At 35.5% G+C, this 22,686-nt stretch carries 23 protein-coding genes; 19 read left to right on the top strand and 4 right to left on the bottom strand.

Annotated elements, in window-relative coordinates:
- Positions 1-93: 93 nt before the first annotated feature.
- The 9 genes from BN1225_RS01665 (at position 94) to BN1225_RS01625 (ending at position 10,589) form a co-directional block, all read left to right on the top strand.
- The gene (locus tag BN1225_RS01665) at positions 94-936 is read left to right on the top strand and encodes a Cof-type HAD-IIB family hydrolase (protein ID WP_041138088.1); all 843 of its coding nucleotides are present in this window, start codon (positions 94-96) and stop codon (positions 934-936) included.
- A gap of 94 nt (positions 937-1,030) precedes the next feature.
- A complete protein-coding gene (locus tag BN1225_RS01660) occupies positions 1,031-3,223 on the top strand; it encodes a SpoIIE family protein phosphatase (RefSeq protein WP_041138087.1) in 2,193 nt (730 codons plus the stop codon).
- Positions 3,224-3,291: 68 nt separating this feature from the next.
- Positions 3,292-3,990, top strand: a complete 699-nt coding sequence (locus BN1225_RS01655; protein ID WP_041138086.1) for a GNAT family N-acetyltransferase — start codon at positions 3,292-3,294, stop codon at positions 3,988-3,990.
- Between the two features lie 9 nt (positions 3,991-3,999).
- Positions 4,000-5,253, top strand: a complete 1,254-nt coding sequence (gene tilS, locus BN1225_RS01650) for a tRNA lysidine(34) synthetase TilS (protein ID WP_052466193.1) — start codon at positions 4,000-4,002, stop codon at positions 5,251-5,253.
- 30 nt (positions 5,254-5,283) lie between these two features.
- Positions 5,284-5,817 carry a hypoxanthine phosphoribosyltransferase gene (gene hpt, locus BN1225_RS14825; RefSeq protein WP_041138085.1) on the top strand — a complete coding sequence of 178 codons (534 nt, stop codon included), beginning with the start codon at positions 5,284-5,286 and terminating at the stop codon, positions 5,815-5,817.
- Between the two features lie 11 nt (positions 5,818-5,828).
- Positions 5,829-7,844: an ATP-dependent zinc metalloprotease FtsH gene (gene ftsH / locus BN1225_RS01640; protein ID WP_041138084.1), complete on the top strand. Its 2,016-nt coding sequence runs from the start codon at positions 5,829-5,831 to the stop codon at positions 7,842-7,844.
- Between the two features lie 205 nt (positions 7,845-8,049).
- The gene (hslO, locus tag BN1225_RS01635) at positions 8,050-8,922 is read left to right on the top strand and encodes an Hsp33 family molecular chaperone HslO (RefSeq protein ID WP_041138083.1); all 873 of its coding nucleotides are present in this window, start codon (positions 8,050-8,052) and stop codon (positions 8,920-8,922) included.
- Positions 8,923-9,147: 225 nt separating this feature from the next.
- A complete protein-coding gene (gene dusB, locus BN1225_RS01630) occupies positions 9,148-10,164 on the top strand; it encodes a tRNA dihydrouridine synthase DusB (RefSeq protein WP_041138082.1) in 1,017 nt (338 codons plus the stop codon).
- Complete coding sequence (locus tag BN1225_RS01625; RefSeq protein WP_041138081.1) at positions 10,152-10,589, top strand: DUF188 domain-containing protein; 438 nt, start codon at positions 10,152-10,154, stop codon at positions 10,587-10,589. Before dusB ends, BN1225_RS01625 begins: the two co-directional genes overlap by 13 nt.
- 21 nt (positions 10,590-10,610) lie before the next feature.
- Here the strand turns inward: BN1225_RS01625 and BN1225_RS01620 are convergent, their stop codons facing one another.
- Complete coding sequence (locus BN1225_RS01620; RefSeq protein WP_041138080.1) at positions 10,611-11,057, bottom strand: GNAT family N-acetyltransferase; 447 nt, start codon at positions 11,055-11,057, stop codon at positions 10,611-10,613.
- A 166-nt stretch (positions 11,058-11,223) separates the two neighbouring features.
- On the opposite strand from BN1225_RS01620, the gene BN1225_RS01615 reads away from it, so the two are divergent.
- The 3 genes from BN1225_RS01615 to BN1225_RS01605 are packed head-to-tail and all read left to right on the top strand — an operon-like array spanning position 11,224 to position 13,143.
- A complete protein-coding gene (locus BN1225_RS01615; RefSeq protein WP_041138079.1) occupies positions 11,224-12,081 on the top strand; it encodes an ABC transporter ATP-binding protein in 858 nt (285 codons plus the stop codon).
- Position 12,082: 1 nt separating this feature from the next.
- Entirely contained in the window at positions 12,083-12,721 is a 639-nt protein-coding gene (locus BN1225_RS01610; RefSeq protein ID WP_041138078.1) for an ABC-2 transporter permease, read from the top strand.
- 53 nt (positions 12,722-12,774) lie between these two features.
- Complete coding sequence (locus tag BN1225_RS01605) at positions 12,775-13,143, top strand: GntR family transcriptional regulator (protein WP_041138077.1); 369 nt, start codon at positions 12,775-12,777, stop codon at positions 13,141-13,143.
- A gap of 25 nt (positions 13,144-13,168) precedes the next feature.
- Here BN1225_RS01605 and BN1225_RS01600 read toward each other — a convergent pair whose 3' ends face one another.
- From BN1225_RS01600 to ilvD, 3 genes are read right to left on the bottom strand one after another with little or no spacing between them, the layout of a single operon-like run.
- A complete protein-coding gene (locus BN1225_RS01600) occupies positions 13,169-14,104 on the bottom strand; it encodes a sugar kinase (RefSeq protein WP_041138076.1) in 936 nt (311 codons plus the stop codon).
- Positions 14,104-15,072, bottom strand: coding sequence for a bifunctional 4-hydroxy-2-oxoglutarate aldolase/2-dehydro-3-deoxy-phosphogluconate aldolase (locus BN1225_RS01595; RefSeq protein WP_041138075.1), 969 nt, complete (start codon positions 15,070-15,072; stop codon positions 14,104-14,106). Before BN1225_RS01595 ends, BN1225_RS01600 begins: the two co-directional genes overlap by 1 nt.
- 12 nt (positions 15,073-15,084) lie before the next feature.
- Positions 15,085-16,800: a dihydroxy-acid dehydratase gene (gene ilvD, locus BN1225_RS01590; protein ID WP_041138074.1), complete on the bottom strand. Its 1,716-nt coding sequence runs from the start codon at positions 16,798-16,800 to the stop codon at positions 15,085-15,087.
- 109 nt (positions 16,801-16,909) lie between these two features.
- Here ilvD and BN1225_RS01585 point away from each other — a divergent pair, with 109 nt between their 5' ends.
- The 7 genes from BN1225_RS01585 to BN1225_RS01560 all read left to right on the top strand — a co-directional run bounded on the left by BN1225_RS01585 (position 16,910) and on the right by BN1225_RS01560 (position 22,598).
- Complete coding sequence (locus BN1225_RS01585; protein WP_041138073.1) at positions 16,910-17,587, top strand: FadR/GntR family transcriptional regulator; 678 nt, start codon at positions 16,910-16,912, stop codon at positions 17,585-17,587.
- A 90-nt stretch (positions 17,588-17,677) separates the two neighbouring features.
- Positions 17,678-17,947, top strand: a complete 270-nt coding sequence (locus BN1225_RS01580; protein ID WP_041138072.1) for an autorepressor SdpR family transcription factor — start codon at positions 17,678-17,680, stop codon at positions 17,945-17,947.
- On the top strand, positions 17,940-18,587 hold the full coding sequence (locus BN1225_RS01575) for an SdpI family protein (protein WP_041138071.1): 648 nt from the start codon (positions 17,940-17,942) through the stop codon (positions 18,585-18,587). The genes BN1225_RS01580 and BN1225_RS01575 overlap by 8 nt, the downstream gene beginning before the upstream one ends.
- A gap of 358 nt (positions 18,588-18,945) precedes the next feature.
- Positions 18,946-20,430, top strand: coding sequence for a lysine--tRNA ligase (lysS, locus tag BN1225_RS01570; protein WP_082029236.1), 1,485 nt, complete (start codon positions 18,946-18,948; stop codon positions 20,428-20,430).
- 184 nt (positions 20,431-20,614) lie between these two features.
- On the top strand, positions 20,615-20,758 hold the full coding sequence (locus tag BN1225_RS14675) for a hypothetical protein (protein ID WP_156133041.1): 144 nt from the start codon (positions 20,615-20,617) through the stop codon (positions 20,756-20,758).
- Between the two features lie 102 nt (positions 20,759-20,860).
- Positions 20,861-21,274, top strand: a complete 414-nt coding sequence (locus tag BN1225_RS01565) for an NUDIX hydrolase (RefSeq protein ID WP_041138069.1) — start codon at positions 20,861-20,863, stop codon at positions 21,272-21,274.
- A gap of 544 nt (positions 21,275-21,818) precedes the next feature.
- The gene (locus BN1225_RS01560; protein WP_041138068.1) at positions 21,819-22,598 is read left to right on the top strand and encodes a PhzF family phenazine biosynthesis protein; all 780 of its coding nucleotides are present in this window, start codon (positions 21,819-21,821) and stop codon (positions 22,596-22,598) included.
- Positions 22,599-22,686: the final 88 nt, after the last annotated feature.

The following is a 22,686-nucleotide window of genomic DNA, read 5'->3' as shown; positions in this document are numbered from 1 at the left end:
TTTTTTTGATTAAAAAGTTGTTAATTTTCATATCATAAAAAAGCGACAAGAAAAAAATAAAATTGATTATAATAATAAAAAAGGGGGAATTCCATGAATAAAAAGATCGTGTTTTTTGATATCGATGGAACCTTAGTTGGGGCTTCCAGAAAAATAACTGAAAAAAATAAGGAAGCTATTCATTTACTAAGAGAAAATGGGCACTTAGCCTTTTTATGTACAGGACGTGCACCTGCTTCGATTGAGCCTTCACTCACCGATATTGGATTTGACGGAGTAGTGGCATCAGCTGGGGGATTAATTAAAATCGGTGATGAGTATGTCTTTGAAAATTTTATTAACCAATATTTGTTAAGTGAAATTATGTTGTTGTTTACTAATCATCAGGTTTTATTTTCATTAGAAACAAAAGAAGCGATTTACCAAGCACCGGGAATTAAAAATTTCTTTGATACCATCAATAAAGAAAAATTTAAAGATAATCTTGAATTAGCACGTACTTTTGAGGATCGTGAGAAAAATTTCAGACGCAAAACATTAAAAGATTTCAATATCATGACAACGCCGGTCATGAAAATGTGTTTTATTTCACCAAATAAAGAACGTTTTTACCAATGTGAGTCCTTTTTGAAAGAATTCTTTAATATCGTTATTTTTAGTGATCCAAAAGAGAGTTACATCAATGGTGAAATCATTTTAAAACATTGTACCAAAGGCGACGGGGTAAAGTTTGTAACTGAATATTATAATTTGCCGATGGAAGACAGTATTGGCTATGGTGACAGTATGAATGACTATGAGATGCTGCAGGTGGCAGGATACAGTGTCGTATCTGAAAAAGCTTCTGATAAATTAAAGGCATTGGCTGATGATCTTTTTGAAGAACCTGATCATGATGGCATCTATAAACACCTAAAAAAACTCAAATTAATCTAACTATGGAAAATTTTCATAGTTTTTTTTTATTTCTTACTTAATATGACAAATAACTACGAACCATATCTATATAATTCAAGTTGAGGTGAGAATCATGCAACTAACAAAGTCTATTGAGATGAAAAAAGTCAAAAATCTAATAAGAAAGGGTATATTTTTTATTATCGTCGGATTACTTAGCCAGGTACCGCTTTTTGGGATAAAAGGGTTATTAGGGATGACCATGCTTTCTATCGCTTATGTATCAGGTTATGAATTTGTATTAATGTATTTTGTAGCGATGGGATTATCTTTTAATGTTCCTTTAGTTATCCTAAGCGTAGGAATATATGTATTATTGGAGTTAACGAATCTGCTTCATTTATTAAAAAGTTTTTTAGTGCCTATTGTAGTATCGTTATTAATCGGGATCTATGTCAACTTAATGTATTTTGATTTCTCGATTGCGGGTATCAGTGAGAGTTTACTTATTCTCTTATCCCAATATATGTTACAAACCATAAATTTAGAACTTACTAATTTCTTTGTACATACCCATGCAAGAAAGGTAACAAAACGGGAATATACATTACTGCTGTCACTATTAATTGTAGCGTTAATGAATGTAGTTCCTTATAATGCAAATCTGGTTTTAACACTCGTTTATGCCATTATTCTTTATTCAGCTTACAGTCTCTCTTTAACAAGCGCATCGTATTTGGGATTATTTTCTTTATTCCTATTTATCTTTATGCAGTTGGGAAGCGTTTATGACTTAGTCACAATGATGTTCCCAATGATTGTATTTAATGTTTATAAACCAAAAAACAAATTTATATTTGCTTTCTTATTCATCTTATCAAATGCATGGATTCCATTTTTATCAATAGAAACCTTAAGAATACAAGCTATAAAAATCGGTATTGCCACCTTAATATTTCTGATCGTTCCAGCAATTAAAAACAGCGCTCTTGAAGCACGTTTATCAACATCTGCGCAGTTAGAAAACGATCGTGGAAAAATGAAAAGAAAAGTATTGGAATTTAGTGAGTTGTTCAATAAAATCACCTCTTCTTTCCAAATCGAGACAACACCGACCAACACCAAACAATATGTGGGACACTTATATGATGAAGTGTGTAAGGAATGTACTTGTAAAGATCAATGTTTCGATCGATATAACGGAAACCATCGTTTAATTAAGTTATTTATGAAAGGTTTAGATACAAAACTGCAACTTCATGAGATGAAATATGTGCAGAACTATTGTTTAAATGCAAAGCAGTATAAGGATCAGCTGAAAGTAGAAACCACTTTATTTGAACAGCAAGAAAAAATGAATAAAGAATATGATCTGCTAAAGAAAAATCTATATGAACAGCTGATGGTTGTTTCTAGCATGCTGACAGATTTTCAAAATAATCTGACCAATCAATATACGAGTCAAGATGACTACGTGATGGATTTATTGAAAGGCTATCATTTTGATGTGGAATATCTGCATTGTGAAACCATTGCGAATAATCAGTATGAACTTGATTTAGGTGTTAAAAACATTACTGCCAATGAGGTGATTGACGATCTGATCCCATTGTTAAATTTGGGGTACAATACGACTTTCCGTCTGAAAAAACAAACGATTCCAAAACATAAGGGGTATGTTCATTTAGTATTGGAAAATAAAACATTGTCTTATTTAACTTATGGAGTATTCCAATCTTCAAAGGACGATAAATTCTGTGGTGATCAATATGCCGTGTTTGACTATGGCAATAAAAATATATTGGCGATCAGTGATGGGATGGGGCATGGAAAAGTAGCTTATGATGAAAGTTCGTTCCTGCTTGACGTTCTGCAGAAACTGATTAAGACGGGGGTAGGAATTGAAAAAAGTATTACTACAATGAATGCGCTTCTAAAAATTAAAAACCGCTCAGATATGTTTACAACCTTAGATTTAGCTGTGTTTAATCCGTATAAAAATGAGATAGAATTCTATAAAAACGGCAGTATGCATTCCTTCATCATTAGAGATGAAGCGATTGTAGAAATTGAAGGCCGTACATTACCGATTGGGATCATGAGTGAAGTTGAAACCAAGCATGAGAAATATGAATTACGTATCGGTGACTATATTGTGATGTTAAGTGATGGAATTGATGAAGGCGAAGAAACGCGTATTATCGATTATATCATTGAACATAATAAGCAAAATCCACAAATGATTGCTTCCACTTTCTCTACCTCCCTAGAAGAAGCTTCGGCAATCGATGATGTGACACTGCTGGTTATGAGAGTAGAGGGCTAACCTCTACTTTTTCTTTTATTCCCTTGCTTAATCGACTATAATAATAGAAGCAATGCTCGGAGGTAATGATGGAACAGATCGTATTAGATTATTTATTAAGAAATGAACAATTACATATTGATATGCTGGAAACAATACGTCATGAACCCTGTCAATTGATATATGCCAGTGATCAAGGCGTTATGCTTTTTAATGAAACAGCACGCATTTATATGTTGTCTACAGATGATTTAGATCTCGGAGAAGCGTTAATTAAACAACATTTAAAAGCTGGGACAGGGATAGTGATTCATCAAAGTGCATTAGAGCCTGTGGTTAGAAACTATTTTAAAGTAAGTGAACGATTAGAATGTTATCAAGAGATATTTCCTAAAGCGGAGCTAATGTCATTGCCCGGGCAATTGGAAATAAGACCAATGGTATTGGAAGATGCAAAGATGATTTGCAACTATTATAGTCATCATAGTGATTTGGAATATATTGAAGAAATTATTTCTGGTGGCTGGATGTTTGGACTTTATGAAAATAAAACATTGGCAGGGTTTATTGGGCGTCATACGGATGGAAGTATGGGACTTTTAGAAATCCTGCCTAAATATCAGCGTAAGCATTATGCAACCTATTTACTGAACTTTATGTGTGTGCAATACCAAAAAAGGGGCTGGACAGCGTATTCACAGGTAGAAATACAAAATGAAGTATCTGTGCGTTTACATAACAAGGTGGGAGCAGTAAAATCAGATTCAGCGATCATTTGGCTGATGTAAGGAGAGACTATGGAAGCAAAGGTAAAACAGCATTTAAAACAATATCCTAAAAATATTCCCTATATTGTGGGGGTATCGGGGGGATGTGACTCGATGTGTTTATTAGATATTTTATACAAAGAAGGATATCAAGTTATCGTTTGTCATGTAAATTATCGTTTGCGGCCTAAAGCGGAGACTGACAGGGATTATCAAATTGTCAGTGAATACTGCAAATTGCGTCAAATTCCTTTTTACTATAAAGAAGAAAAGCGTTGTCAAAAAGATAATTTTCAGCAGTCAGCCCGCCATATTCGCTATGATTTTTATTTTGAAATTGGTAAAATTTACCATACTAATAAAGTATTTTTGGGTCATCATAAAGATGATGTCTACGAAACGATCCTCATGCAGAAAAAGCGTGGCGGAGAAGAACTTTATTGGGGCATCAAAAATGAGAGTGAAGTTCGCGGCAATCAGGTATATCGCATTTTTTTAGAGGTGACAAAAAAGGAAATTATAGAGTATTGTCATAAATATAATATTGACTATCATGATGACTATACTAATTTTGAAACGCATTATCAGCGTGATTATATTCGTAATGTTGTTTTGTGTAAAATGAGTGATCAGGAAAAAGAATCACTGTTGATTGAAGCCGAAGAACATAATCAAACATTACGTTTGAAAAGGGAACGAAGCAAAGCCTTATTAGATATGCATCTGATTGACGGACGTTTCTATTTCAAAGATTTGAATGAAGCGGATTTACCCGAAGTTATTCATCGTTATTTAGAAATATATCTGCCTGATCAGCGTATTTCTAGGGCATTGATTGATGAAGTGTATAGAGCATTAAAAAATAAGCGTCCAAATTTAAAAATAACTTTACCAGTTAATCTTAGGTTCATAAAAGAGTACGATAATGGATACATTCAAACAAGTAGCCAGAAGGCAGACTATGAGTATCATTTTACTCATTTTTATGAGTTTGAATGCGACTATTTTATGTTGGCAGCAAGTGGACAGCTTAATGAAGGAATTTATTTATCTAAAGAGGATTTCCCTATTACGATTCGTAACTTTAGACCAGGTGACATCGTTCATACAAAGTTTGGACATAAGAAAGTCAGCCGGTTATTCATTGATAATAAAATACCACAGGTTCAACGGACAACTTGGCCAATTTTAGTAAATAAAAATGGCGAGATATTACTAATTCCTCATATTGTGAAAAACTTGAGGTATATGGATACAAAAGCAAACGTTTTTGTGGTAAAATGAATAATAAATTTACTGGAGGTATTTTTAGGGATGCATAAAGATGTAGAGCGTATTTTATTCTCGGAAGAACAAATAATTGAAAAATGTAAGGAACTTGCATGTCAGATAGATGACTTTTATAAAGATGCAGATCATATTTTCACAGTAGGCTTATTAAAAGGATCGATTCCATTTATGGCAGAGCTGTGTAAACATTTGCAGACACCATTAACGATGAATTTCATGCAAGCAAGCAGTTATGATGGTGTAGAATCTAAAGAATTAAAGATTAAACATGATTTAGAAGCGAGTGTTGAAGGTGAACATGTTTTAATTATTGAAGATATCTTGGATACTGGTAAAACATTATCAAATGTGAAAAAATTACTGGTTGAACGAGGTGCAAAGGATGTAACGGTAGTGACTTTATTGGATAAAGTAGAAGGACGTACATTCGATTTTAAAGCAGATTTTTATGGTTTTGTTTGCCCAAATGAATTCGTTATCGGATTCGGTTTGGATTTTAATGAGAATTATAGACAATTACCTTACGTAGGGGTATTAAAAGAGTCATGTTATAAGTAAAGGAGAAGTGTATGAAAAGTAAACCAACGAGTTTAATTAAAACGATATTGCCTTGGCTGTTGCTCTTGATCTTAATTGGCGCTGCATACACCATGCTTAATCCTAGTACAAGCAAAACTTTAACGACTAGCGAATATGAAGCATTGGTGAATAGCGGAACAAAGATTGAAGAGGCGGAAATTACACCGAGCGATCTCGTAATCAGTATGACGGGGGTATATAAAGAAGACGGGAAGCCTGTAAAATTCTCTGTCACTTTACCAAATACAGAAACTCAAATGAATGAATTGCAGACAGCATTGGCAGAAAGCGGAACGTTGTATACAGTACGTGATGCTTCCGGTGATGGAATGTTCATGTCAGTCATTATGACTTTCTTGCCAACGATCTTGCTGATTGGGGTTATGTTCTTTATGATGACTAAAATCGGGGGAGGCGGCGGAAATGCGAAAGCCTTTGAATTTGGAAACTCCAGAGCGAAGTTAGAAAAAGATCAAAAGACACGTTTTACAGATGTAGCGGGTGCTGATGAGGAAAAAGAAGAATTAAGAGAATTGGTAGAATTCCTTAAAAACCCTAAGAAATTTGCGGCAATGGGTGCAAAAATCCCTAAAGGGGTATTATTAGTAGGGCCGCCGGGTACAGGGAAGACATTGCTTGCCAGAGCGGTATCGGGAGAAGCGAATGTACCGTTCTTCTCTATCTCAGGTTCTGAATTCGTCGAAATGTTCGTCGGAGTTGGTGCCGGAAGAGTCAGAGATATGTTTAAAAAAGCAAAAGAAAACGCACCATGTATCATCTTTATTGATGAAATTGATGCAGTAGGACGTCAAAGAGGTAGTGGTATCGGTGGCGGACACGATGAACGTGAACAAACATTGAACCAATTATTAGTTGAAATGGACGGGTTTGCCGGAAATGAAGGAATTATCATTTTAGCGGCAACAAACCGTGCAGATGTATTAGATCCTGCATTATTAAGACCGGGACGATTTGACCGTCAGATTCAGGTTGCCAATCCGGATAAGCGTGCCCGTGCCCAAATTCTGCAAGTCCATGCCAGAAATAAAAAGTTTGCAGCGGATGTGAACTTTGATAATATCGCGGCGCGTACACCAGGATTTAGCGGAGCCGAATTACAGAATGTATTAAATGAAGCGGCTTTATTGGCAGTTCGTTTAGGACGCGATGTTATTACTATGGATGACATTGATGAGGGGATTGACCGTGTGATTGGCGGACCGGCTAAAAAGTCTCGTAAATACACTGAAAAAGAACGTCGACTAGTTGCCTATCATGAAGCTGGACATGCTATCATCGGGTTAACTTTAGAAGATGCCAACAAGGTACAAAAAGTGACGATTATTCCACGTGGGAATGCCGGTGGATATAATCTGATGACACCTAAAGAAGAAACTTATTTCCAAACAAAGACACAACTGGAAGCAAGTATCACCGGATTTATGGGTGGTCGTGTTGCTGAGGAAATCTTCTTTGGCGATGTGAGTTCGGGTGCTCAAAATGATATTGAGCAGGCTACCCGTTTAGCTCGTTTGATGGTGACTGAATTAGGAATGTCAGAATTAGGACCAATCAAATATGGAAGTGGTCAGGATTCTGTATTCTTAGGAAGAGATTATACTTCAACGAACAATGATCATTCAGGACAGGTGGCATTTGAAATCGATCAGCAAGTGCGCAAGATTATTGACGAATGCTATAAGGAATGTACACGTATTATTACAGAAAATAAAGATAAATTAGAGTTAATTGCTGCTGCTTTACTAGAATATGAAACATTGGCAAATGAACAAATCGAAGCTTTATATACAACAGGAAAAATGCCGGAAGTCAGTGGCAAAACTACAAATGGTACAGATGTTATCTTACCTGCTGAAATTAGATTTAATGATCAGGAAGAAGAAAAAAAGGCGGAAGAAAGCGAACCGGCTCCGGCTGAGGAACCAAGAGTACGCAAACCTGTTTCTTATGAAGATTTAGATGATCTTATTGATGATATGAAATAATAGATTTGGGGTTGGCGAAGCCAGCTCCTTATTAATTTCAATAATGACTTTTTTTTACATGAACTTTTGTATATAATGAGATAGGTGATAACAATGACAAAAAACAATCGTAAAAAAGTAAATAAATTTTTAGTAATCATGATCATTTTCGCAATGGTTGTTCCCAGCCTGATTTCGGCTTTGATTATCTTATTTGGAGGTTAGTATGAAAGATTATTTAGTAAGAGGAATTGTAGATAGTAAAAACGTTCGTGTATTTGCTTGTTCTACGACTGACCTTTTAGAAGAGGCAAGAAAAAAACATGGACTTTGGCCTACGGCTTCGGCGGCACTAGGAAGAATGATGTCCGTAGTTTTAATGATGGGCAGTATGATGAAAAGTGAAAAGAGCTTATCTTGTACTATTAATGGCGGCGGGCCGATTGGAACAATGATCTGTAGTACCAAAGGTGATGGTAAAATTAAAGGGTTTGTTGCCAATCCGGAAGTTCATTATACGTATAATGATACCGGTAAGTTAGCGGTAGGTGTGGCTGTAGGAAAAGAAGGCTATTTGGAAGTGGTTCGCGATATGCAGCTTAGGGAAGCGTTTAGTGGTCGTGTAGCTTTACAGACTGGTGAAATTGGAGATGATTTTTCTTATTATTTCGCAGCCAGCGAACAGGTTCCTTCTGTTGTTTCTGTGGGTGTTTTAGTGAATGATACAAATGAAATATTAGCTAGCGGTGGTTTTATTATTCAATTACTGCCTAATGCGACAGATGAGGATATTGAGTATATTGAAGAAAAAATGAAAGATTTTCCTGCGGTTTCTGCTTTGATCCATGATGGAAAGACCCCAGAACAAATCTTAGAGATGATTTTTCCTGATGTTAAAATATTGGATCATCAAGATCTTTCTTTTGAATGTGACTGCTCGCGAGAAAGAATGGCAGAAGCGTTATATAGTATTGGCAAAGCGGAACTAACAGCGATGATCGATGAAGATCATGGATGTGAAATTAAATGTCATTTCTGTAATACTGCTTATCAGTTTAATGAAGAAGAACTATCAGCCATTCGAGATTCAATTAAATAAAAAAATACAAAACCAGCATTAAGCTGGTTTTGCACTATATTAGGAATAAACTAATGATTAGATAACTTACGTCTATTTTAAATTGGGGGAGGAAAAATAGAGGGGAATCGGTAAGTTATCTGTACTAATTATGTCCGGATTGAAAAGTTATTATACATTTGTTTTTGCATATTTTTAAAAATATATTATAATTTGTTAAGACTCAAAATAAAGGAAGTGAGAAAATTGTTTATTGGCAATGTTGAGATTAAAAATAGAATTATTATGGCACCTTTAGCAGGAATTACAAATATTGCGTTTCGTAAGATCATTAAATCATTCGGAGCCGGACTTGTTTATTCAGAAATGGTAAGTGATAAAGCAATCTTATATGGAAATAAAAAAACGCTGGAAATGCTTCAAGTTGATGAGAGTGAACACCCAATCAGCATGCAGGTGTTTGGGGGCGATAAGGAATCGATTGTTGAAGCGGCTAAATTTATCGATCAGCATTCAAACTGTGATATTATTGATATTAATATGGGATGCCCGGTCAATAAAGTTTTAAAATCAGAGGCCGGCAGCAAACTTTTGCTTTATCCTGATAAAATATATGATATTGTTAAAGCGACGGTCGAAGCGGTAAATAAACCAGTAACGGTAAAAATTCGCAGTGGTTTTGATTTTGAACATATTAATGCTGTAGAAATAGCAACGCTTATTGAAAAAGCAGGAGCCAGTGCTATTGCGATTCATGGACGTACACGTTCTCAGATGTATGAAGGAAAAGCAGACTGGGGGATCATTAAACAGGTTAAAGAGGCAGTCAGTATTCCTGTCATTGGCAATGGTGATGTGAAAACAGCCCAAGATGCACAGCGTATGTTAGATGAAACCGGTGTTGATGCTGTCATGGTGGGCCGTGCAGCTTTAGGAAATCCGTGGGTGATTCGACAAATGGTAGCTTACGTAGAAAATGGGATTGAACTTGCCGATCCGACTTACGAAGAAAGAATTGACCAATGTTTAAAACATGCTCGGGAATTAATTGATTTTGAGGGAGAGCGTTTGGCGATTCGAGAAATGCGAGGACATGCACCATGGTATATAAAAGGGGTAAAATCAGCAAGCTATGTAAAAAATCAATTGTCAAAGATTGAAACTTATCAGCAATTAGAAGAAATCTTAAATGACTATTCACAGTATTTAACCACAGGGGATAAAAGCATTATTGAGAAATGGGATAAACAATGCGCCTCTTAGTTGATGGAGATGCCTGTCCGGTATTAGGCATTATAGAAAAGGTAGCACGAGCTAAACAATTGGAATTAGACATTTTCTGTGATATGAACCATGCCTTATACAGTGATATCGGGAAAGTGCATATCATCGATCAAGGTGCTGACGCTGTTGATTTTGCGTTGTTAAAGGCAGTAAGTAAAGGGGATATTGTGATAACACAGGATTACGGCTTAGCTACGCTTGTCTTAACGAAAGAGGCAAAAGCACTGCATCCTGATGGGCGTCTCTATAATAATGATAATATTGAAGAAATGCTGTTTGGACGCTATGTGAGTAAAAAACAGCGTCAGTCAAAACAAAAAATCCACTTACGTGGACCAAAAAAACGAACTCGAGAAGATGACGATTATTTTTATCAGCAGCTTCTATTATTAATTGAAACCTAGCAGTAAGTAGGTTTCAATTTTTTATAACTTTTTTAAGAAAGCTTTTTTTGCATTCGGATCAAAACCACAGTTTTTATAAAAATTTAATGTGCTTTCCTCTTTTGACCCTGTCATCAGCATTATTTTATAGCAATCTGCTTCTTTAGCAATCGAAACAGCTTGGTCAATCAGCATTGAGGCATAATGATGACCACGGTGAGCATTATGCGTAACCACATTCTCAATAAGTGCATACGGACGGTTATGATGGGTTAAATTTTTAATGATAATAAGCGTGACTGATGATACGACGTGCTGATTCTTAATTCCAACTAATAAGTGGTAATTAGGATCTTGTTCAAATGCGGCTATCATATCTTTCCAAACCTGTATATCCTGTGTTTCTTGGGGTGTTTTAGTTAAATGTTTAAGATATAAGTCTTTTAAATCCTCCGCATCGGTTATAGTAGCTTTTCTAATTTCTATCATAGGAGTCTCCTTTCCTTTAATATATATAATTTTAATTAGAAGTCAATAGGCTGAGATAATCCCTTTATAAAAAAATAGGAATTATGATATAAAGTTATTGACAAATAATAGATATGACGTTATATTGTATATATACGATATATACAATATATGAGGAGAGATAAAAATGACACAACTACTATCAGTGAAAAATTTAAACAAACGTTTTCCTAACTTTCAGTTAAAAAATATAAACGTAGAGTTGGACGGCGGATTGGTTTTAGGATTGATTGGTGAAAATGGTGCCGGTAAGACGACTTTTTTAAAGTGCATCTTAAATATGATGCATATAGACAGTGGTGAAGTTTTAATGCTCGGACAAAATATGAATAACTCTGAAAAAGATGTGAAAAAAGATCTAGGAGTTGTTTTTGAACAGTGTCCATTCGGAGATCACATAGAAATTAAAGATGTTGCCGATATTATTAAAAAAATTCATCCTAAATTTAATGAAGCTAAATTTTATGATTATATTGAGCATTTTGGTTTACCAAGAAAACAGAAAATAAAAACATTTTCTAAGGGGATGAAAATGAAATTGTCAATTGTCACTGCTTTAGCTTGTGATCCGAAATTGCTTATACTAGATGAACCAACAAGCGGATTAGACCCTGTAGTACGTGGTGAAATCTTAGATATTTTCTCAGATTTTGTCAGTGATGAGGAACATGGCATTATCTTTTCAAGTCATATTACCAGTGATATAGAACAGATTGCGGATTATGTAGTGTATATTGATCATGGGCAGATTGTTTTTAATAAAGAAAAAGATGAAATCAGAGATAATTTTGCGATTGTTAAAATGACAGTAGAACAATTCAGCCATTTTGATCCACAGCTTTGTTTGGGGTATGAGAAAAATCAATTTGGTGTAGAAGCCTTAGTTGAAAATAAATCCGAAATTCAAGAAGCTTATCCGGAATTAATATTTGAACGTGTAAATTTGGATCAGATCATGAGATACCATAGTAAGGGAGGAAAATAAAATGACAGGTTTAATATTTAAAGATTTGGTAAATTTAAAATCTTACATTAAATCAATCGCTTTAATGTGTGCTGTTTTTTTAGTCATCAGTATTATGAATGAGTCACCGGCTTTCTTTACTGGCTATATCCAAATGTTGAGTATCGTTATTATTCTGGCGACATTTGGTTATGATGAAAAGGTAGAGTGGGATCATTATGCGATGACTTTACCAATCAAACGAAATGATATTGTTAAATCTAAATATATTCTTGCTTACAGTATGGTACTGATCATGACAATTATCGGTGCTGTGACTGTCACTGTTGTCAATTTAATTCAAAATAAAGATATTATGGCTGATGGAAATATGTTGGCAAATCTATTGATTGCTTCAATAATAAGTTTAGTGATCGCAGTGGTAATTCCCTTTACGTTTAAATACGGCAGTGAAAAAGGGCGTTATGTGATGATGTCTATTATAGTTATTCCACTTGGATTTGCAGCTTTGCTAAATGCGATGAATGTGTCGATGGAAAGTGTCATTCAATTCATTGAAATACTTGCTAAATACCCTATAATTTATCCTTTTGTGATTATTATTGCGATAGGAATTTCCTATATGTTTTCGCTTAAAATTTTTGATAAGAAAGAATTTTAATTGACAAAAAGTAGAATATTTGGTTGTATTAAAGAAAGGATTGGGGTGTGGAAATGGATATTATCATAAATAATGCGAGCAATCAGCCATTATATGAACAGATTGTCACACAGATTAAGCAATTAATCATTTCCAATGTTTTAAAAGAGGGGGAAGCACTTCCCTCTATGCGTTTGTTGGCGAAAGAATTAAAGATTAGTGTTATCACGACCAAAAGAGCATATGAAGAACTTGAAAGAGAAGGGTTTATAGAATCGGTTACCGGTAAAGGCAGTTTTGTTTCAGCAAAAAATCCGGAACTTCTCAAAGAAGAAAGTTACCGAATTATTGAACAATATTTGAATAAAGTCGTGGAAAAAGCAAAACTATGCGGATTAAGCAAACAGGAAATATTAGAATTGTTAGAGACATTATATGACTAAAAGGGATCAAAATGATCCCTTGTTTTTATTTATTCATATAGGCTTTTAACTGCTCGATTGTTGGCAGACCCTCATTATCACCCAGAACACTGACCTGCATTGCGCCAATGGCATTTGCCCGATCACTGGCTTCTTTTAAAGAAAGTCCTTCAAGTACAGCACTAATCATACCCACCGCAAAACCATCTCCGGCTCCAACAGTATCAACGACATTTTCAACTTTATAGCCCGGCTGTATGAAACGTTCTTGCTCACTTTTAACAAAAGCGCCTTTGCTTCCTAATTTAATAATGACTTGTTGAATGCCCATTTGAAGATAATAATCGGCAATCTGATCAGGATCATCACTACCCATCAATATTTCAGCTTCACTGATTCCCGGCAGAATCATGTCGGCATAAGTTGCGATTTCATGAATTGTTTCTATCATTATTTCTTCGCTGGACCATAAAGACGGACGTAAATTAGGATCAAATGAAATCTTTAATCCGCTTGTCTTGGCTTTTCTAACAAGACGCAATGTAGCTTCGCGACAATCTTCGCTTAATGCACAAGGGATGCCCGTCACATGAAGCAAATCGTAATGACTTAGATCTAATGTATTAATAATGTTAGGATGCATATGAGAAAAAGCAGATCCTTTACGATAATATGCAATTTCAGGGTCTCCTGTTTTAACGATATTCTTCATCATCATGCCAGTCTTATAAATCGGATCATAAGTAATCATTGAAGTATCAATATTTTCCTCTACAAGTCTTTGACTGATACCATAACCCAAAGGGTCTTCTCCAAGCCTTGTCAAGTAAGTAACCTCGTGTCCGAGACGAACAAGACCAATTCCAACATTAATCTCAGCACCGGCTAAACTACGTTCAAATGTTTTGACATCTTTTAATGAACCATATTCAGTTGCAGTAAAAAGTGCCATTGGTTCGCCAAATAATAGTATCTTTGCCATTATTTCACCTGCTTATCCATTAAGTGACACGCCATCCCGCCGATTTCTTCTTTTAGATAAATAAAGGTAATCTGTCCTAATTCATTTTTACGTACCGTATCATAATTAAAGGTATACCCTGCATTTTCCAAGAAAAAGATCGCTCTTTGAAGATCATCCGTTTTAAATCCCAGATGTCCGTTCTTTCCAGGGGAACCTGCTGGCATGACTTCTAATCGATCGACAAATACGGAAGCTGGTTTAGGATCTAATGGTGCACCTAAAAACTGACTGAAATGATGTGCTACTTGTGAACTGGATTGATCTTTTGGAGAGTTGATACCGACATGATCAAATTGAATATTCAACATTTTTCTAACCGCTGAACGTGTCAATTCCGCAATTTCATCAAAACGTTTTTCTTTTACTAAGGTATCAGGTACCATCCAAGTTCCCCCACAGGCAATTATTTTTTCAAAATCAAGGTAACTGTTTAAATTATCTGGATTAATCCCGCCTGTAGGCATAAATTTTAACTGTCCATATGGTGCGGACATGGCTTTGATGCTTTTTAAACCGCCACTTGCTTCAGCCGGAAAGAACTTCACAACATCCAATCCGAACTCAATTGCTTTTTCCATATCACTTGGACATGAGGTACCGGGTATAATGGGGTAGTTTTTTTCTATACAATAGGTGACGGTATTGGGATTGAAGCCGGGAGAGATAATAAATTCACTTCCCGCTTTCATCGCTTCATCAACCTGTGCTGCATTTAAAACAGTACCGGCACCAATCAGCATATCAGGACAAGCTTGCTTCATGGCTTTGATCGCTTCGGCGGCACAATCTGTTCTAAAGGTTACTTCGGCTACTGGCAGTCCTCCTTGACAAAGCGCTTTTGCCAAAGGGACGGCATCTTCTAAATTTTCTATTTTAATTACCGGAACAATTCCGTATTTTGCTAGTTTTTCTACAACTGGATACATGTTGCTTCCTCCTTATATCATTCGTCCGCCGTTCATTGGTGAATCAGCTAAACGGGTATAGATCGATAAAATTCCTTCTTTATACTTAGCTGGTTTTGGCTGCCATTTGCTTTTTCTTTCTGCCAAAATTTTTGCAATAGTTTCAGGACTTTCTTCTTTGCCATTGATCCCAATAATAGCGAGCAGACGCTTTTCAACGTCTATCTGAATTAAATCATTTTCTTCGACTAATGCAATGGGTCCTCCGGTTTGGGCTTCCGGTGATACATGTCCAATCACAGGTCCTTTACTTGCTCCTGAGAAGCGCCCATCTGTGATTAATGCAATACTGGCAGCTAATTCAGGGTCAGAACTGATGGCTTCGGATGTGTAAAACATTTCCGGCATTCCACTTCCTTTTGGCCCTTCATAGCGAATAAATACTGCATCTCCGGGCTGTATACGTTTATGAATAATGGCATCAATGGCGTCTTCTTCGCTATCGAACGGACGTGCTTTTAATGTTGCTTTCATCATTTCTTTTGGACAAGCGGAATGCTTGATGACAGATCCATCAGGAGCTAAATTTCCTTCTAATATCGCAATCGTTCCATCTGTTCCAATTGGGTGATCTAAATCTCGAATAACATCTGTACGTTTTAACCCTGTTTTATCTAAATAACGCTGACATTTTTCATAGTAACCGTTTTGTTTTAATTCTTCTAAGTTTTCACCTAATGTTTTTCCTGTGACAGTCATGACATCTAAATGAAGCTGATCTTTGATTTCTTCCATAACTGCCGGTACACCACCTGCATAATAGAAATATTCGGCAGGCCATTTGCCAGCTGGACGAATATCCAATAAATAATGGGCACCGCGATGCAGTTCATCGAACTTTCTGGCATCTAAATCAATCCCAAATTCTTTTGCAATGGCTGGAATATGAAGTAATGTATTGGTACTTCCGGATATTGCGGCATGCACCATAATGGCATTTTCAAACGATTTCATTGTCACAATTTCCCTTGGCGTTAAATTTCTTTTCGCAAGTTCAACGATTTGTTCGCCAGCTTTTTGGGATACTGTTTTTAAATCTTCACATGTTGCGGGCATTAAAGCACTGCCAGGAAGCATTAACCCTAATGCTTCTGCCATGATCTGCATCGTAGAAGCGGTTCCCATAAATGAGCATGCTCCGCAGCTTGGACAAGCATGATGTTTATAGTATTCAAATTTTTCTTTAGTGATTTCACCACGTAAATACATCGCACTGTATTTACCGATTTGTTCTAAGGTGAGCAAATCCGGTCCAGCCTCCATCACTCCACCGGTTACAAAAATACAAGGGATATTAATACGACCGGCAGCCATTAAGTGAGAAGGGACACCTTTATCACAGCTGCAAACAAACATTGCGCCATCAAATGGTGTTGCGTTTGCATGGATCTCTGCCATTCCGGCAATCATGTCACGGTGCGCTAATGAATAATTGATTCCATCATGTCCCTGAGCTTGCCCGTCACAGATATCTGTCGTAAAATATTTGGCAGCTTTTCCACCTGCTTGACTGACTCCTTTTTCTGCTTCTAATACTAATTCGAATAAATGGGCACTTCCGGGGTGACTATCTCCATAAGTGCTTTCAATCATAATTTGCGGTTTTGCTAAATCTTCTACACTCCAACCCATGCCAATTCTTAGTGGGTCCATTTCCGGAGCAATTTTTCTGATCTCTTGACTTCTCATTATTCTCCTCCTAGACATATGACGTCTTATCTGTTATCATTGTATCATGGAGGAATAATTTGTCAATCAGCAGATTAACATTAAAGATAAATTGAAATAAGGTGAACATATGGATAAAATAGCGAGAAGCAAACCGTTGGCACAAATAGCGGCAGATCATATTGTAGAATATATTATGCATGGAACGGTGAAAAAAGGAGAACGTCTTCCCAGTGAGGGAGAATTGATGGAGATGCTAGGTGTTGGCAGGGGAACAATTCGTGAAGCCATCAAAATTCTTGCCTCTTTACATGTGGTAGAGATTCGCAGAGGGGTAGGTACATTTGTTTGTGAGAATATGGGTGTCAGCGAAGATCCCTTAGGATTTCAATATATTGAAGATAAATATAAGATTGTATTAGATACCCTCGAATTGCGTATGTTGATTGAACCAAGTTTAGCGGCAAAAGCAGCAAAAAATGCAACAAAACAGCAAATCAGTGAAATTGGGCATCTATGCGATTTAGTTGAAGAAAAGATTAATAATAAAGAGGATTACTTGAATGAAGATCGCTTGTTTCATACAAAAATCGCAGAAAGTTCAGATAATTTGGTTATTTCTAACCTTTTACCTATTATTCATGGATCGATTGCTTTATTGATGGAAACCAACAAGAAAGCACTGACAAAGGAAACTGTAGTAACACATCGTAAAATTTACGAGGCGATTAAGGCACATAATGAAAATGCGGCCTATGAGGCAATGGATGAACATTTACGTCTTAATTTTAAGTCTATTTCCAAATAAATGAGTTTAAGGGTTGCCTAACCCTTTTTTTATCGGTATTATTATAATAGATATTTAGACGATCATCTAAATAAGAAAGGTGGGGGAAAAATGAATAATATTTTTAAGGCATTAAGTGATCCTACCCGACGTCAGATATTAGAACTCTTAAAGGAACAGCCAATGAACGCGGGTGAGATAGCCGAATATTTTAATATAACAAAACCCTCTATTTCTCACCATTTATCTATATTAAAAAATTGCGATTTGATCATGGATGAGAGGCAAGGTCAAAATATCGTGTATTCTTTGAATAGTACTATCTTTCAAGATGTGATAAAATGGTTTTACGATTTCATGGGGAGGGACGAAAATGAATAGAAGTAAATTGTTTATTCTGATTGCTGCAATTTCATTTATTATATCCTTAGCAGTTATACTGCAATTACCAGCGATTGTACCTGTTCATTGGAATGCATCGGGAGAAATTGATGGGTATGGTTCAAAATGGACATTGCTTTTTCTTGCGGCAATGCCAATGATTATCTATATTGGTATGGGATTTACTCGGAAAATTGATCCTAAGAAAGCTAAGATTGATAAAAGACCGGAAGTCTATGAGTTTTTCAGAGTATTGACCAGCAGTATTTTTATCGTATTAAACGCAGTTATTCTTATTGGTACTTGTAATCAGGGAATTGATATTTCTATGATTGTTCCATTTATTATTGGGGTGATGCTGATTGTAATGGGGAATTATATGCCGCGTATTCCTCAAAATTATTTCTTAGGTTTTAGGATTCCTTGGGCTTTGGATAATGAAAAAGTTTGGATTCGTACTCAAAGAATGGGTGGATTGGCGATGGTGATTTCGGGGATTGTGACCATGATTGCAGGGTTTATGCGGGGGAATATAGCGTATATTGTTATGGTTGGAGTGACAGTGGGAACTATTTTATGGGCAACGATCGATTCCTATATTTATTTTAAACGAGTGACAAGGAAAGAAGATAAAAAGTAAAAAACATTGGCATTGTCAAGTTTATTTAAACAATTACTTGACAAAATGAAAGAAAATTATATATAATCAAACACGTAGAAATAAAAAGCGATGAAGAGAAGAGTAGCTTATGACGCTAAAAAAGAGAGTCCTAAATGGTGTGAATGGATATTAGCTAGTAGAGTGAAAAAAGACTTGGAGCTGCATAAGGAACCTTTGGGGGGGATGATATGCCGTCTGTTCACGTTACGAACTAGACTATGTTTGTAGTCAATAAGGTTAATATGGTGACATATTAATAAATTAGGGTGGTACCGCGAATCAACTCTCGCCCCTATGAGGATTTCATAGGACGAGAGTTTTTATATTTTAGGAGGAAATTATGGAAAGAGAATTTAGTGAACAAGAATTAGTGCGTCGCGAAAAAGCCAAAGCATTAGCAGATGCCGGAATTGATCCTTTTGGACAAAGATTTGATATTACACATTTTTCAAGCCAGATTAAGGAAGAGTTTGCTGGTAAAACACATGAAGAATTAGAGGAAATGGCTGTACCTGTGAAGGTAGCAGGAAGAATTATGACAAAACGTCGTAAAGGAAAAGTATGCTTTATGCATATCCAAGACAGAGATGGTCAAATCCAAATCTATGTTAGAAAAGATGTCATTGGTGAAGAAAATTACGAAATTGTTATCAAAAGTGATATTGGGGATATTGTTGGTATCGAAGGAACTGTTTTTGTGACAAATACAGGCGAATTATCTGTTAAGGCTGGCCAATTTATTCATTTAACGAAAGCATTACGTCCATTGCCGGAAAAATATCATGGATTAAGTGATGTAGAAGAAAGATATAGAAGAAGATATGTTGATTTGATTATGAATGAAGAAGCAAGAAAGATTGCTTTTGCAAGACCAAAAATCATTCGTTCTATTCAGCATTTCTTAGATTCTAAAGGTTATGTGGAAGTAGAGACTCCGGTGTTGAATCCGATTTTAGGGGGAGCAGCGGCAAGACCGTTTACTACTCATCATAATGCCTTGGATATGAATTTCTATTTGAGAATCGCAACGGAACTATCATTGAAAAGATTGATTGTTGGAGGAATGGATGCAGTCTATGAAATCGGACGTTTATTCAGAAATGAAGGAATGGACAGAACTCATAATCCTGAATTTACTACGATCGAAGTCTATAAAGCTTTCAGTGATTTAGAAGGAATGATGGACTTGACAGAAGGTATTATTTCAAATGCTGCTATGGAAGTATGTGGAACATATGAATTAGAATATAAAGGGCATCAGATTTCTTTGGCACCGGGATTTAAACGTGTTTCAATGACGGATGCGATCAAAGAGAAAACAGGTATTGATTTTGCTGAAGAATTGACTTTTGATCAAGCAAAGGCTTTTGCTGATGAACATCATATTGAAGTAGAAGCTCATTTTGGTTATGGACATATCGTGAATGCTTTCTTTGAAAAATATGTAGAGGAAACAATCGTGGAGCCTACATTTGTTTATGGGCATCCGATTGAAATTTCTCCATTGGCTAAGAAGAATATGCAGGATCCACGTTTTACACAGCGTTTTGAGTTGTTTATTTGCGGTAATGAATATGCGAATGCTTTTACTGAATTAAATGATCCAATTGATCAGTATGAGAGATTCTCTAATCAGTTGAAGGAAAAAGAGTTAGGAAATGATGAAGCTAACGAAATGGATTTAGATTATGTAGAAGCTTTAGAGTATGGTTTACCTCCAACAGGTGGTATGGGTATGGGAATTGATCGACTTGTAATGTTGTTAACTGGACAAGAATCGATCCGTGAAGTAATCCTTTTTCCGCATATGAAGAATAAATAAAAGTATTGATATAATCAAGTTATTTTTGAGTTTTATAAAGTAATAAAAAATTGTATTTGATTTCGAGCTATGAAAAGTGAGAAATGCTAAAAAGCCGCATAAATACTATGTTTTTGCGACTTTGTGAGGGCATGCAATGTTAGCCTAAAAATGTGGATTGACGCTTTTTTGATGCCCGTGCTCTATGAGGACTTATAAAAACAAACAAGAAGATACGGCTACTTATTTTTGTGGAGTGCGATTATCCGCATCGGTTCATATAGAATGTGACTTCGGCGCTTCTGCTATTTTCTCTTCCTACTTTGGCGGCAAAGAAATCGAAGAGTAAACATAGGAAGAGAGTACCCTTTTCCGTAAAATTAAATGTGATACCATATTTTTATTAAGATAGTAGTTAAAATGCAAGTTATTTATACGAGGAGGTATCAATATGCAAGGATATAACGTGATTGTTGTTTATAACGAAACAGCTGACCGATTATTAATGTGCACAAGAAGGAAAAATCCATATAAAGGATTATCTAATTTGGTTGGAGGAAAGATAGAAGATGATGAAGACGGAATTAGTGCTGCTTATAGAGAGTTGTATGAAGAAACTTCAATATCTCAAAATGATATAATTCTTACTCATTTAATGGATTTTACTTATTATTTAGATGATTGTTATGTTGAAGTTTATGTTGGTAAATTAAATAAGTTTATAACAGTCATAGGCGATGAGAACGATTTGTATTGGTCAGCAACAGATTGTAATTTTTTTGATGTCAGTAAATTTGCAGGTGAAGGTAATATAGGGCATATTATTGAACATGTCAATTTATTCAAAAACAAATTACTAATATAACAGATAAACCTAATGAACATAATCTTTTGCTCTCTGCAATTATGTAGTTTTCTTGTTTTGAAGTAGGAGGAGAAATAGCCGTGTTGCAGGTGGCTTTTGGAATAGATTTTAATGTCGGCAGCGCATTATCTATGTGACTTTTTGAAATGCATTTTGACAACGTCACATTACAATTTCGATTAACGTTTTTTTTGATGCCTGCATTTACAAAAAGGACTTATAAAGAGAGATGGCAAGATTTAAGCAGAAGTAGAGAAAAGCTTGATTTACAAGAGTTTTGTCGGTTTTTATAAAAACTTATAAGAAGTTACAAGACGTTTTTTATCCATAAAAAAATAAAAAAAAAGCATATATTTATAATTTGGATTGTAAGTTAAGTAACCTAAATTATATAATATATGCTTTTCTTTTTATGGGTATTTGTAAGAATAATACAAGTGGAAGTATAAACTAATATAAAGTTGACCTTGTCAATTACTTTGAGGGTATATCAATATTGGCAAAAATATGAAATTAATTTATTGAACTTTATGGGGGAAGAAATATGAAGCAATATGTAGTAGATGCATTTACAGATAAGATATTTAGTGGAAATCCGGCAGCAATTTGTATATTAGATACATGGTTGAATGATGAATTAATGTTAAATATCGCAAAAGAAAACAACTTATCTGAAACCGCGTTTGCAGTAAAAGGTACGGATAGCTATAGATTAAGATGGTTTACTCCGGGAGGAGAGATCGATTTATGCGGGCATGCCACATTAGCGTGTGCGTATGTGATTATGAACGAATATGAAAAAGATAAACAAAGGATTAAGTTTTTGACCCAAAGTGGAATATTAGAAGTTCAAAAAAATGGTGAATTGTATGAAATGGACTTTCCGGCTTATTCATTAAAACCTGTTCAAATAACAAAAGAAATCAGTGAAGCGATTGGAAAGGAACCTATCGAGGCATACATAGGCAGAGATTTACTTTGTGTTTTTGAAAATGAGGAGACGATTAAAAATTTGAATCCCCAAATGGATTTAGTGAAGAATTTGGGTGGTCTGCTTTTGCACGTTACGGCTCAAAGTGAAAATACAGATATTGTATCAAGAAGCTTTGCTCCTAAACTGAATGTCCAAGAAGATCCAGTCTGTGGCTCAGGACATTGTCATATAATTCCTTATTGGTCTAAAAAGTTGAATAAAGACTATATCACCGCCTATCAGACATCTAGTAGAGGAGGGATGTTGTATTGCCATATGAAAGATGACAGAGTTATCCTAAGTGGAAAAGCTGTCATTTACTCTGTTGCAGATATTCATATACCGTTATAGATGTGTTTGATTCAATAAGCTAAAATCAATTTATAGGGGTTCTATGATTGTTTTATTGTATTTGTAAAAAATGTAGTAGGAACCTTTT

Source organism: Beduini massiliensis, assembly GCF_000829905.1.
GTDB classification, from domain to species: domain Bacteria; phylum Bacillota_I; class Bacilli_A; order Erysipelotrichales; family Coprobacillaceae; genus Beduini; species Beduini massiliensis.
The sequence above is the reverse complement of the archived record's forward strand: the minus strand, read 5'-3'. Positions and strand labels throughout refer to the sequence as shown.